At 40.5% G+C, this 12,207-nt stretch carries 10 protein-coding genes; 8 read left to right on the top strand and 2 right to left on the bottom strand.

Annotated elements, in window-relative coordinates; genetic code table 11:
• Window positions 1–567 precede the first annotated feature (567 nt).
• The 5 genes from ACFRAM_RS08215 to ACFRAM_RS08195 all read left to right on the top strand — a co-directional run bounded on the left by ACFRAM_RS08215 (window position 568) and on the right by ACFRAM_RS08195 (window position 6,460).
• Window positions 568–1,014 (top strand): hypothetical protein, encoded by a 447-nt coding sequence (locus ACFRAM_RS08215; RefSeq protein WP_379465471.1) that lies wholly within the window; start codon window positions 568–570, stop codon window positions 1,012–1,014.
• 458 nt (window positions 1,015–1,472) lie between these two features.
• A complete protein-coding gene (locus ACFRAM_RS08210) occupies window positions 1,473–3,362 on the top strand; it encodes a hypothetical protein (protein WP_379465470.1) in 1,890 nt (629 codons plus the stop codon).
• A gap of 101 nt (window positions 3,363–3,463) precedes the next feature.
• Entirely contained in the window at window positions 3,464–3,934 is a 471-nt protein-coding gene (locus tag ACFRAM_RS08205; RefSeq protein WP_379465469.1) for a Panacea domain-containing protein, read from the top strand.
• Window positions 3,935–5,102: 1,168 nt separating this feature from the next.
• Entirely contained in the window at window positions 5,103–5,543 is a 441-nt protein-coding gene (locus ACFRAM_RS08200; RefSeq protein WP_379465468.1) for a hypothetical protein, read from the top strand.
• 791 nt (window positions 5,544–6,334) lie between these two features.
• Complete coding sequence (locus ACFRAM_RS08195; RefSeq protein ID WP_379465467.1) at window positions 6,335–6,460, top strand: FHA domain-containing protein; 126 nt, start codon at window positions 6,335–6,337, stop codon at window positions 6,458–6,460.
• Between the two features lie 109 nt (window positions 6,461–6,569).
• On the opposite strand, the gene ACFRAM_RS08190 is transcribed toward ACFRAM_RS08195, so the two are convergent.
• Together ACFRAM_RS08190 and ACFRAM_RS08185 are read right to left on the bottom strand one after the other, a co-directional pair.
• Window positions 6,570–7,478 carry a TIGR01777 family oxidoreductase gene (locus ACFRAM_RS08190; RefSeq protein ID WP_379465466.1) on the bottom strand — a complete coding sequence of 303 codons (909 nt, stop codon included), beginning with the start codon at window positions 7,476–7,478 and terminating at the stop codon, window positions 6,570–6,572.
• A gap of 85 nt (window positions 7,479–7,563) precedes the next feature.
• A complete protein-coding gene (locus ACFRAM_RS08185; RefSeq protein WP_379465465.1) occupies window positions 7,564–8,028 on the bottom strand; it encodes a DUF2621 domain-containing protein in 465 nt (154 codons plus the stop codon).
• A 168-nt stretch (window positions 8,029–8,196) separates the two neighbouring features.
• Here ACFRAM_RS08185 and ACFRAM_RS08180 point away from each other — a divergent pair, with 168 nt between their 5' ends.
• The 3 genes from ACFRAM_RS08180 (at window position 8,197) to ACFRAM_RS08170 (ending at window position 12,197) form a co-directional block, all read left to right on the top strand.
• On the top strand, window positions 8,197–9,324 hold the full coding sequence (locus ACFRAM_RS08180; protein ID WP_379465464.1) for a deoxyribonuclease IV: 1,128 nt from the start codon (window positions 8,197–8,199) through the stop codon (window positions 9,322–9,324).
• 48 nt (window positions 9,325–9,372) lie between these two features.
• The gene (purU, locus tag ACFRAM_RS08175; protein ID WP_379465463.1) at window positions 9,373–10,272 is read left to right on the top strand and encodes a formyltetrahydrofolate deformylase; all 900 of its coding nucleotides are present in this window, start codon (window positions 9,373–9,375) and stop codon (window positions 10,270–10,272) included.
• Window positions 10,273–11,486: 1,214 nt separating this feature from the next.
• Complete coding sequence (locus ACFRAM_RS08170) at window positions 11,487–12,197, top strand: hypothetical protein (protein WP_379465462.1); 711 nt, start codon at window positions 11,487–11,489, stop codon at window positions 12,195–12,197.
• Window positions 12,198–12,207 lie beyond the last annotated feature (10 nt).

The following is a 12,207-nucleotide window of genomic DNA, read 5'->3' as shown; positions in this document are numbered from 1 at the left end:
GGCGACAAATATTGGGGTAATGCCTTTTCAATAATTTCAGGTCATAATTCCCTTTCGCTTTGGTATATTACCAGAATAAAGCATTTGGGAACAATACCAAAAAAACGAGGGAGAATAAACATAGGAAGAATTGAAGGGGTTAACAAGCGTTCTTTATTATTTTTGTTTTTGACTTCTATTTCCATATATTGTAAAATGGTCTTATTCTCCTCTATAACAAAGTCTGTAAAGATTTTAAGTAAAGAGCAAATGCTTTTACTGTGGATGCGGAACGATTGCCGATCTTACCAGTGTGTGTGCATCGCAATAATCGCCATTTTATCGGTGAAAAGCTTACATATATCAGCAAAAGTCATTCATTTATGAACGGTTTTTTTCTATATGGTGGAATAGCTCTTGAAGAAAAGGTACAAGCAGCAGTTAAAGGTTCCACCAGGTAGCCGTTGAAGTATAAAGGCTGTATGTGGGGTCGGTGGATAGGCACGAAGGAGTTTTGCAGTAGGGCGATTTGTCAGAAGGGAAAATCCTCTTAAATGGTGAATTGCTCTTATTAAACTAGGAGGGATAATGATGAATTATTATCAATTGATTTCTTTGTTGTCAGATAATATGTATCCTGAAAAATGGATCGACACTATAAGTTGGGATTCCCGGCACCACTTTACTTTGAAGGAAGACATATCAGTTACTATTGAGGAAATGCCTGAAAGAGAAGAGAATAGCATTTCAAATGAGTTTACAGAGAAATTTTTAAATAAAACGGCCAGTTTTTACTTTTATGCAGTGAAGTATAATGGAGCTATTGTTTTGAATGTGTGTTTGTACATGGTAGATGGTGCAAGAGCATTTATTCCAGCCCCCCGTGGGATTGCAGATACTCATATAGAAGATGCAGATTTGATAGTCGGTGTAATCGTTGATAGGTTAGTATTTGATACACGGTATTCGCATAAAGATACTACTGCATATTTAGATCGATCTGGATTAGCATATCAGAAGGAGTTTATAAAGTAAGCTCACTAAGCACCTTTACGGGTGCTTTTTTAGTCTTCTATGAGCCTTTCTGAGCCTCCATATTCGGGAATGATTGTAGTTTGATGGTGGAAAGCCAAATAAGAGCAGCACGGGCCGATTCTGTTGTCCTGTGTTGAAATATGAGGCTGCAATATCTTATTCATACATTTCTCGCTAAAAAGACAATAAATTATAAAATATTATTATAAACAGTAAGATATTTCTATGTAGTTCTCAAAATCAATCTATAAAAAGCCCAACATTGATGTGGGTATTAGCGCGCGGATATTCTGGGGTAATGTCACTAAGATGGCGACAATCACAAACGATAATTAAATCTTTTGCCCACTGTAATTAGGTCCGTGGGCTTATGTGTTTTTTATTGCGGTCTTGAATGATTTTTCTTTTCATGTAATAATTTAGGTAATCAAATGAGGGAATAGGAATGATAATAATAAATGAGAGTACTATCAAACATCATGAAAAAAAAATGCGAGTCAACATTATATAACAAAATTTCTGATATTACACAAAATGCAAAATCCCATACTCTCAAGTCATTCAAGTTTATAGGAGATGCCTTGTCATTTGCAGTGAACATCCTCTTTAAAACCCCCTTTTTTATTTTTTCACCAATTATATTGATTTTTATATATTTTCTCTTGTGGAAGATTTCTTCACTTATTCAAATTCCTCTATTTCAGTATGTACATGAGTTATATACTTATGCTGATCTAATTGATCATTATAGCACTGATATTGCGATACTAGGAGTTACTACAAAGATACTAATAGTTGCATTACCCTTATCCCTTACCTTTTTTTACTTTAGTTATAAAGAACAAAAAGCTTTAGCTATAAGTAGTGCATCATTTTGGAACATTTCAACAAGATCTTTCGGTATGCTTGCTTTAGTCTCTATTGTGCTAGGGGTACATTTGAAAGTAACAATGAATACTACTTTAGCTAAAGACCCAGCAATCTTGATTCAAGATATGGATAATCTTTTCTCCCTACGTGTATTAATTTGGTTACTTTGCTTTTTTGGAACCATTATTTTTGGTATAAGTGCAATAAAAGTTCATATTGCTAATTTGAATTATTCATCACAATTCAACTTTGCACTAAAGAAAGTAAACAAAAGTGCGAAAGCATTAGCTAATACATATTTTGATTTTCAAAGAAAAAAGGCCTTTGATAATATTTACAGTAATGTAGATGCTTTATATCAAGTATTGTTTTTAGCAATAGAAAAAAATACAGTGTCCTTTCTGAAAAATGCAATGAGAAATTGGGGAGATGCTCTATTTAGTCTCAGCTATGATTCAGACTTTGCCCAAAAAAATATCATAGGCCCTAGCAAAATAAATGGTGATGATTATTATCGTGATATGTATCGTTCAATTCTAAAAAATCATGTAACTTTAATAAATAAATTATTTACTGCGCATAAATTTGAAGATGCATATGAGTCTTTGGATATTTTTGTTAAATTAGAATCTAAAGAGCAAGAATACTACACTGCTTTACATGAACTCTCTTTACTTCTATATAAGCAAGATAATTTGAATGTCATTCTTCAAATTTTAAATAGAATTACTAATATTTATAAAAACAAGGAAATGACAGTGGATGAAGTTAACATTATCTATAAACAACTTTTAATATTAACTATTGAAAAAAACGACATAAAGTCCTTATCAAGCTTGATCTACTCCCTTCTAAAAAATTATAAGCAACCGAATAGTGTTAAAGGGATTTCTAAAATTATTCCTTTACCAATTTTAACAAGTAACATTCAAGATTCAAATTTAAATGAGTGCATTGTGTACTTAGTTTTACAATCACTGCTTAAGAGCATAGAACTGTCCCATTATAGTTGCACAGGTTTACTGATAAAATTTTTAATAACAAACTTTAACGGCGAAATAATAAAAAAAACCTATGGTATTGCTATTACCAACTTAATTAAAAAGAAGAAGGGTGAAAACCCTTATTTAGCGAAGAGTAAGATTTCTAATATTCATGTGAGCTTTAATTTTAATATAACAACATTGCGATATTGCTATGAAAAAATGTCGATTTTAATTTATTGCGAACAAAAATTTGTGAAAGAAAGAAAAATAAGGATTAGTAATAATATAAACTCTCAACCGCCGATAGACATATTTGGATTGAATTACGATTTAGGATATTTATTTGATAAATTAAATAATGTTGGTATGAAATACGGACTTTTATACTTTGATGACACTGACTTTATGGGGAATATGCAGAAAGAAATTGAAAATATCTTAATTTCACATAGAAGTCATCCTAAGAAAAAGAAAATACTCAAAAGGAATTAGATTATTTGCAAAAAGATGTTAATTTTTATGAATTATTATATATACAGTTAGGGAACAATATGATTAAATTATAAATATAATATGGGTAGGAGGTGTTTGTTATGGTTTCAATCCAAGATGTGGCAAAATTTTTTATTAATAAGTCACAAACGGCTGGATTCCCAATAACTCATCTGAAACTCCAAAAGCTTTGTTATTATGCTCAAGCATGGAATTTGACTCTTTCCAATGATCATAATCCTTTATTTCGAAATGAATTCCAAGCATGGGTTCATGGTCCTGTGAATCCAGATCTGTATAGGGAATTCAAGCACTATGGATGGAATAGCATTGAAAAAAAATATGCAGATGTCAAGTTCCAACCTAATGAGCTTTGGATTTTAAATGAGGTATGGAAAGTTTACGGGCATTTAGATGCAAAATTTTTGGAGACATTGACACACAATGAAACGCCATGGTTAAACGCGCGTAAGGGTCTTCCCGAAGGAATGCCTTCTGAAAGGCTCATAAATGAAGGGGATATGCTTGATTATTACGGAAGTTTAATCAAGAAAAAACCAGTTCATGCATAAATAATTCATTAATTCCCGTCAGGAAGTATCTGACGGTTTTTTTGATTAGAGATGATGTTACTTAGTGATTATATCTACCCTTTAGATAATGGACCACATGAACTATACTTAATTTATCAATTCTTGAAGTATCGAGAAGCTGTCGGAAGTGGAGAGTTATTTATTATGAGGGAATATTTCCCTTCCGGTGATATAAAGGCGATTTTCGTAATGTCTCAAGTTAATATACTTATCTTATCGGAAATGCTGTGCTTAGCCCAGCACTGGCGGGGTATTTTCGTAAAGGACAGGACAGGATAGGATAGGATTAATGATTAGCCTTCAACGGAGGAGTTTACAAAGCAGACAGTAGGATGATTCAAGAGGAAAGGAAATAAGGAACTGCTCACATAGATATTGTTTCAAAATAGTGTTTATGAAAAAGTTGGGGGATATCCTACAGCAGATGGCAGCCGTAGAATGCATTCATGTTATAAAGTAATGAGAGCTTTAATGAAGAGCGGCGATAAACAAATTGACGGTTCGGAGAATGGGAATGGATCAACGATCAACCCTGAAAATTCTCTATTACACATAGAAGTGAGAGTAGTAGAGTTACATATAAAGTCTTAGAGAGTGGTAAAGCCGTCCTAAATGCTACGATGTTACAAGTTAAAGTACCTATATAGTTCCGATTGGAAGATTTTTGAGAAGAGCGTGAAAACGTTTATGGCGGATAGTGGAGGGATATCACTCAGGGGAGATTAAGATCTCCGGAAGCTGGTTCAAGCGTAACCGATTAGAACTTAGAGCTTATACAAAATAACCCATTAGGCTTTAAAACCCAGTGGGTTATCAATTTTGTAACTTCAATTCAAGGAAAAGCAACTATCCTCATCACATGGTTTATCTCTGTATATGGGATAAATGCTACCCCTCGATCACTACGAATTTTTACAGTACCCTTCATTGTACTTTCTTGCGGAAATCCTACTATTATCCCCATCCTGTGTATTTATGCTGACAACTTGTTGTTTGGTTATCGCAATGTTTAATTTTTTAATCATACATTTACTCCCTAACAATAAAATAAGAAAAAATACTGGTTAAGAATCGAAAAGGTTATTATTAACTATTTCGGATAAAATCCCGAAAAATAAATAGAAAGAAAACAATAGGGAGAAATTTTATGAGTAGAAGGGAGAAGGGGTTTGTTTACTTAGCCTCTTTGATATTAGCAGTTTCACTACAATTAATATCAGTTGGGGTAATCGAGAGTAGTATATTTGGAAATCTGCCAGTACTAGGCAATATTTTGTTTGCTATTGATGTTAGCGTTTTGATATATCATCTTAGTGGCGGAGCAACAATTAGTGTATTCTATCTAATTGCTATGAGATTTGTTAGTGTTCTAGCCACAATTTTAACTCTTAATCATTTGTCAGATTTAAAGAGTGTATCAAAAGGAGAAGCTCTTTCTCCAGATATGAGATTTTGGTTATTTATTATTGGGATTTTGATCAACGCCGTAATTTTGTACTTTTTAAAGGAAGTAGTGTCAATCTTATTTGGAAGTATTGAAACAATCAATAAACAGATAGAAGAAATTTCAGATCTTATAAAATACTAAAGGATTAAGGTGAGCACAAAAACTTACTTGCTAGTGCTGGGTATTGCCTTAATAGATTCAGAATCCATATTTGATCTTATTGTATTAACAACACGCCTTCATTCCCACTAATATGGTGGTTGTGAGGGCATTTTGCGTATTTTTTAGGAAAGCCTCTCAATTGTGTCTCATTTCGAAAGATCTATATTTTTGGAATTATAGTTTTAATATGATTGAATTAATCTCTAATAATTGTATTGTGATTAATATATTTCATAAAAGAAAATAAAATGATAAATTTAAAAAATATTAGCTTTGTGTCTTTCGTTGCTTTTAGTGGTTTTACCGTCGGTTTCTTCTGCTGCTGAAGTAAATTTAGAGGAGCAGACTATTAAACCACAAGCAGTATGAAGCAATCCCTACGATTGATTGAGCATATAGAAGACCGCAACAGGAATAATCTTGAGCGGCTTTTGGTTTATCCGCAAACTGTTAATAACAATTGAGTATGAAAATACATTAGAGGGTTCGCTTTCTACGGGGCAATCAAACAGCGCTACGACATGGTCAGCAGACTGGAGACGATGGTGCTCATCGCAACAGATCTGTCGATAATTGTTGTCCGGCAATAGGTCAGCTCTGTGATGGACATCTCGTCATTTATCCCGGCTCCGATACAGTTCCAGCCGCGTGATGGAAATCTACGATGTACATAACTTGAAAGAGTGAATCTGGTTCACGGTGACGCTGCAGAAAAATTAAGCTAGAACGGTCAAGCTTCATCATCGAACGTTCTGCAGAGGTGGCTCAGTATGTGGAGAAGTCGCAGGGCGTCCAGAGTAAATGCTGAAATTTTAATAAATCTGGGAGGATATGTGCTTAAGGATCAGGGTTCCCTGAACGGGACGACTTGGAAGGGGGAAACCATGATTCCGTAGAAGGAATATCCACTCATCGAGAGAACCGTGTTTACTATTGTAAAAGGCAGCTATACTTTTCATACAGCCTAGTTTGTGATATGTGCATTTAACAATGCACATAGTTTTCTTAATGAGTCTTCAGATGCTGAAGGGCTGATTCCAATGTGGGAAAAGCAAAGCTGAATCCGTGTTCCAATGCATTGGAAGGAAATACATGCTGGCCTTTTAACAAGATTTCTGAGAGCTCGCCGACGGCTGCTTTTAAAGCGAAGGCAGGCAGCGGAAACCAGTGGGGCCGTTTGTAGACCTTGCCTATGGTCTGCCCAAATTGCTCGTTCGTAACTGGGTTCGGAGCAGTAGCATTGACTGGGCCAATAATGGCCGGAGTTTGAATACAGTAGTCAATCAGTGTCACGATGTCATCCAGGTGAACCCAGGACAACCACTGTTTGCCGCTGCCGATTTTGCCGCCAAAGCCCAGAAGATAGGGCAGCTTCATCTTCGGAAAAGCACCGCTCTCGTTGCCCAGTACAACCCCGGTGCGCAGCTTCACTAGTCGGATATCAGGATCAGAGAATGCGTCATCAGCCGCTTCTTCCCAAGCCTTTACGACTTCTGATGAAAAGTCCATCACATGGGATGGTGAAGACTCGTCAAAGGTATCTTTCAGCGAGGTGCCGTAGATGGCTACAGCCGAAGCCTGGATGATAACGGGCGGTTTATTCTTTAAGACGTCTAATAGCTTGGCTGCTGCGGTAACGGTTTCAAGACGTGACAACATAATGGATTTCTTACCTTCTGGCGTCCAGCGCTGACTTAGGGAGGATCCGGCGAGATTGATAATAGCATCACTATGCTCCGCTGGGCCAGGATTTGATGTCAGGCTGTCCCAGGTATGATAGCTGAGTTTGGGATGGGTAACATGGGAATCTGGAATTTTGCGCCCGACTATCAAAACTTCATGCCCGGCTTGAAGCCAGTATTCCTTGAGTCTGCTTCCGATGAAACCTGTACCCCCGCATATTATATATTTCATACTGTGCGCCTCCGTTCATACCGTCTAGTCTGGACAGGGAGTTCTGTAGGATTAGCTTGCTGTGTGCGTGAACTAAGGGACTAGTTTACTTGATTAAGTGTTGGTAAGGGGAATAATCAATCCCGTTCTTTTCAAGGAAATTAACCAGAAAACGGTTATCACGCCGGGGTGTAGCGACAATGTAGCCTTTAATGCAGTGATCTCTTGTCACTTCTGAAGCCTTGCTCTCCACTGCGATTCTCCCGATCTCGGCGGCAATGGAATGCTTGGCGATATCGCGGAATGGCCCCGGTACCGGCTGAACGAGCTGATCCAGAAAGGCTTTGGATTCGTCTCCCCAGAGCGGGCGGCTGCGTTCTACCCAGTAGTTCTGCCAATCCAGTTTGGATTTTCCGTCAGCCTTGGGAAGCACTTTCAGGAACTTGCGGAACATGAAGTAGCCGCCGATGCACATGGAGCCCAGCAGCAGGAAGGTCCAGAATGCGATGGAGTTCATAAACCAATTGCTCGGTGCCATTGATAACCATCCAAGCCCTGATTTGATAAACATGTCCATACCACCTTTAACAATGATTATTATCACAGAATTCTCTCTAATCTAAAGTATAGCGTATTTGCCAAGTTTTGCGAAGCGGAAACGGGAACCTGTCTTGCCTAGATTTATTTCTCTGATCACGGTAGAATATAGTTTAATTCGTGATGGAAAGAGGGAAATGGCATGCTCAAAATAGGTTCACATGTGTCCAGTTCGGACAAGGGTCTGCTGACCGCTGCAAAAGAAGCCAACGAGTACGGCTCCAGCTCGTTCATGATATATACCGGAGCGCCGCAGAACACGCGTCGCAAGCCGATTGAAGCGATGTATCCTGAGGAAGGGAAATTAGCAATGAAAGCCAATGGGGTAGAGGAGATTGTTGTCCATGCGCCATACATCATCAATTTGGCCTCTTATAAAGACAATACGTACCAATTGGCCGTAGACTTTTTGCAGGAAGAGATCCGGCGTACACATGCATTTGACGTCAAGAATATTGTACTGCATCCAGGTGCTTATACCGACAAGGATCCGGAGTATGGTATTCAAAGAATTGCTGATGGGCTAAATGAAGTGCTTAGCGGAACTGGCGAGACAGAGGTCCGTATCGCCCTTGAGACCATGGCTGGCAAAGGAACTGAGATCGGCCGCAGCTTTGAGGAAATTGCGGCGATTATCGACAAGGTTGTTCATAACGAGCGTTTGTCCGTTTGTCTGGACACCTGCCATATTCATGATGCCGGTTATGATATTGTCGGCGATCTGGATGGGGTGCTCCGCCAGTTCGATCAGATCGTTGGCCTGAACCGCCTTGGTGTTATTCACATCAATGACAGCAAAAACCCTGTAGGAGCGCGCAAAGACCGCCATACTCCGCTCGGCTCAGGATTTATCGGCTTCGAAGCCATTAACAAAATCGTGCATCATGAAGCCCTGGCGAGCCTTCCGTTCATTCTGGAGACGCCATGGATCGGCAAAGATGCCAAAACCCAGCGTCCGATGTATGAAGTGGAGATTGCCTTGCTTCGCGGAAATGTTGCCGAGCGGTTCGGACCGGAGTTTCTGCAAGAGGTTGAAGAGCTGCATGGGTTCTTTGCCAAGCTTGAGCTGGATTCCCGTCAGTATGTGCTCGATGTCTGGAATTTGCTGAAGAACGATGCGAAGGCCAAGAAGGCAGATCCGCGTGAACCGCTGGAACGACTGTATGATCATGTTGTAGACGCCGGACTTTTCCCGGCGCTCAATGAGGAAGCGATTAACCATCGCTTGATTTCTTGGCTTGCAGGCAGTCAAATTCTGGTCAATGCATAGGCAAAATTAAAGAAAAGCGCAAGTAGATGAGAGGGTGGAAAGAAGAACATGGAATTACATGTGAAAAGAGATCATTCTTCAGGTAGTCATCAATTTCCGAACCGTGCACGTATGCTCATTTCCTGTCCAGATGGACCGGGAATTGTGGCTGCGGTATCGCATTTTCTGCATCAGCACGGCGCCAACATTGTACAGTCCGATCAATATACCATGGATCCCGATGGCGGCATGTTTTTCATGAGAGTGGAATTCGACCTGGCAAAGCTTGGGGAGCGGCTGGAAGAGTTACGCACACTCTTCAATCCAGTGGCAGAGCAGTTCAAAATGAACTGGAAGATCTTCAGAGTGAGCCACAAAAAGAGGCTGGCTATTTTCGTCTCCAAAGAAGATCATTGTCTAATGGAACTCCTCTGGCAGTGGCAGGCTGGCGATTTGGATGCTGAGATTACCCTTGCGGTCAGCAATCACGCGGAGATGAAGGCTTACGTGGAATCCTTCGGTATTCCGTTTCATCATATTCCCGTTACTGCTGAGACTAAGCCAGAAGCGGAGAAGCGCCAGCTTGAAGTTATCGGGAACGATATTGATGTCATTATTTTGGCCAGGTATATGCAAATTATCTCGCCTTCGTTCATCGAGTATTATCGTCACCGGATAATCAACATTCACCACTCCTTCCTGCCAGCCTTTGTGGGCGGCAAGCCGTATGCGCAAGCATATCAGCGCGGGGTGAAAATCATTGGAGCAACTGCCCACTACGTAACCGAAGAGCTTGATGGCGGTCCGATCATTGAACAAGACGTGCAGCGCGTCAGCCACAGTGACGATGTGACCGAACTGAAACGGATTGGTCGTACTATCGAACGTGTAGTATTGGCCCGTGCCGTGAAATGGCATATCGAAGACCGTATTCTCGTACACAACAACAAGACCGTAGTCTTTAACTAATTCAATAATTCCGGTGAACCTCAGGCAGAATCAGTTATCCTGGTGTTCACCGGAATTTCTTCATCAGACGGAATGCCAATTCCGCAGTGTTTAGCAGTGCAATTTTCCCAGGACAATCTAATAACTTTTCTTACACTCCCTACAGGTAAAAAAGCATTTTACCAGTATTTTGGACATCATTGTGCCAAAGTGTATTTTGTCGTGTGAAAACCGCGACTTGATCGCGCGGAGCGGTATTTCGCATCCACAGGCCATTTCAGATGGTTAAGAAATGCGTCTTACAGCTTTGGCCGGAGCGCTGACCTCAACGCTACCAGACTGTTTACCGTCAAGAATCATGTGCCCACGGCGGCCATTAATAGTTCGGCATTGGTGTACCAATTAGATGCCCGGCAGGCAGTACACATCATCTGATAATGATAGATTTGTCGGATATGCCAACCTTCGGTATTTTGGAAAGTAACGGACAGTGACGGGACAACCAAGCTATACCGGACTTACCAACATTAATGTGGATTTCCCAGAGCCAGGGATCTATACCTTGGAGCATTGGGCAGTCGACCAGATCGGGCCAAATCTAATATCGACTCCCTTAAGGTGGATGTTGTCAGAAACCTCGCGCCATCAGTGGCGATCATTTCTTCTGCCGGGACAGCTATCAATCCGTTTGTTTTGGACGCTGATACGCAGGAGATCCTCTCGGCAAATGTATGTACTTTGCGGAGAAATGATCCGCAGGAAAAGTATTGGCCGGAGTTTTTTTAAAGGAAGGCTTGTTGGCTATGAGCGTTGAGAATCCGGACGTTATAGGCTTGATTTGGCAGTATCAGGTTCCTAACTTAACCTTTAATCAATTTGAATATTTTACAGTTCTGGGGCCCGCCAATTCCAAAGGATTTTCATCATTGACTACCCGCCGAAGCCAGGCTTTACGATGATCACTGATATCGGAAGGGACGAAGCGAACGTTCGATTTATCGGACGGATGTTTTAAACATCAAGAGTACGGCTGAAGATCTGGATGAGCCGAAAGGCAACACGATCAGCTATAAGTATCTGCTTAAATCAGGAAATGGAGCAGAGATGACTGCAAGTACGCAAAAAGGCTTTTCCAAGCAGCTCACCACGAACGGTGTATTTACATACCGACAGATCGTCACAGCTCCCTGGGGCTGTTCAGAGAGCTATCCCAAAATATCACCGTGGTGAACCGGTTGCCGAAGGTCAACATCACTTATCCAACGAGTGACAACCCGAATAAGCCGACCATTGCCAGTACATTGACTCCAATTATTAAGTGGAACTATCAGGATGAGGATGGAGATCTGCAGCAACGTTTCCGTGTTAGAATTATCAATCTGGCCACTGGAGCTATAAAAGCACAGTCTGGAGATCAATTGTCAGGTGCGAAGCAGTGGCAGATTCCTGCGGGGGCTCTGATCGAGAATGAAAAATATGCTGTAGAGGTTGAAGTGTTTGACGGATTTGATTGGAGTAATATTTCCGCACGGAAATATCTCATGGTGAATTTGTTGAGCGTTAAGGGCGGAGTGAAGCATACGGAAGAGTGGAATTTGAACCGGCAGAATTATAATCTGAAGAAGAGTGGCGACAGAGAGCAGCCGCGGGGTTATAGCGTGTTTTGGGCGGGAGAGAAATTTGTTTTCCTGGCGGACACTACAGGGTTGCCGGATACGGTGGAGGTGACTATACCGGGCGGGTACAGCACGCAGCTGCGTCCGGACAATGAGGATAAGCTGGTATGGAAGGGGGAACTGTATGACTCCTCTTTTGAAAAGCTGCCTGACGGCCCCCTTACGTTCACCTTCACGGCTACGAACGAATATCAGGTCAAAATCGATAAGGTAACGGTTCAAATCCTGGATGATTGGTCAGAGTATTTCCGGTTTCATCGTATAAAATAGCAAGTATGAA

It is taken from the genome of Paenibacillus sp. NPDC056722, from assembly GCF_042790635.1.
Taxonomy (GTDB): domain Bacteria; phylum Bacillota; class Bacilli; order Paenibacillales; family Paenibacillaceae; genus Paenibacillus_AQ; species Paenibacillus_AQ agri.
Note: the sequence above shows the minus strand (reverse complement) of the source record. Positions and strands in the feature narration are given on the sequence as shown.

Coding starts and splice junctions, on each gene's coding strand:
- ACFRAM_RS08200 (WP_379465468.1), top strand. CDS start 5,103: ATGAGTAGAAGGGAGAAGGGGTTTGTTTACTTAGCCTCTTTGATATTA.
- ACFRAM_RS08210 (WP_379465470.1), top strand. CDS start 1,473: ATGAGAGTACTATCAAACATCATGAAAAAAAAATGCGAGTCAACATTA.
- ACFRAM_RS08190 (WP_379465466.1), bottom strand. CDS start 7,478: ATGAAATATATAATATGCGGGGGTACAGGTTTCATCGGAAGCAGACTC.
- ACFRAM_RS08205 (WP_379465469.1), top strand. CDS start 3,464: ATGGTTTCAATCCAAGATGTGGCAAAATTTTTTATTAATAAGTCACAA.
- purU (WP_379465463.1), top strand. CDS start 9,373: ATGGAATTACATGTGAAAAGAGATCATTCTTCAGGTAGTCATCAATTT.
- ACFRAM_RS08215 (WP_379465471.1), top strand. CDS start 568: ATGATGAATTATTATCAATTGATTTCTTTGTTGTCAGATAATATGTAT.
- ACFRAM_RS08185 (WP_379465465.1), bottom strand. CDS start 8,028: ATGTTTATCAAATCAGGGCTTGGATGGTTATCAATGGCACCGAGCAAT.
- ACFRAM_RS08180 (WP_379465464.1), top strand. CDS start 8,197: ATGCTCAAAATAGGTTCACATGTGTCCAGTTCGGACAAGGGTCTGCTG.
- ACFRAM_RS08195 (WP_379465467.1), top strand. CDS start 6,335: ATGTGGAGAAGTCGCAGGGCGTCCAGAGTAAATGCTGAAATTTTAATA.